Below are 335 nucleotides of genomic sequence, written 5' to 3' on the forward strand. Positions count from 1 at the left end.
GCTCGCTTCGCTCGCACCTCTGGGTGACGGTTCGTCCCGGAGCACCTCGCCATGACGTCCTCAATCCGTGCGCGGCTTCAGGCTGCCGAAATAGGCGGCCAGCGCCGCGATCTCGTCGTCGGAGAATTTCACGGCGATGCTGCGCATCACCTGGTTCTCGCGCTTCTTCTCGCGGTACTCGGACAGAATCTCGACGAAGCTGTCCTCCGGCCAGCCGACGATCGGCGGGATGCCGTCGTACCGCCCGCTGATCTGGTGGCAGGTGACGCATTCCGAGGAGAGATACTGGCCGAGCTCGCGGTCGCCCTTGGCCCCGTCGGCCGCCACCGCGGCCG

The 335-nt window shown here is 67.2% G+C and carries 1 protein-coding gene; it reads right to left on the bottom strand.

What is annotated here, in order from left to right; translation table 11 throughout:
• Positions 1 to 60: 60 nt before the first annotated feature.
• The gene (locus CH341_RS31035; protein ID WP_111423515.1) at positions 61 to 327 is read right to left on the bottom strand and encodes a c-type cytochrome; all 267 of its coding nucleotides are present in this window, start codon (positions 325 to 327) and stop codon (positions 61 to 63) included.
• Positions 328 to 335 lie beyond the last annotated feature (8 nt).

The sequence above is a fragment of the Rhodoplanes roseus genome (assembly GCF_003258865.1).
GTDB classification, from domain to species: domain Bacteria; phylum Pseudomonadota; class Alphaproteobacteria; order Rhizobiales; family Xanthobacteraceae; genus Rhodoplanes; species Rhodoplanes roseus.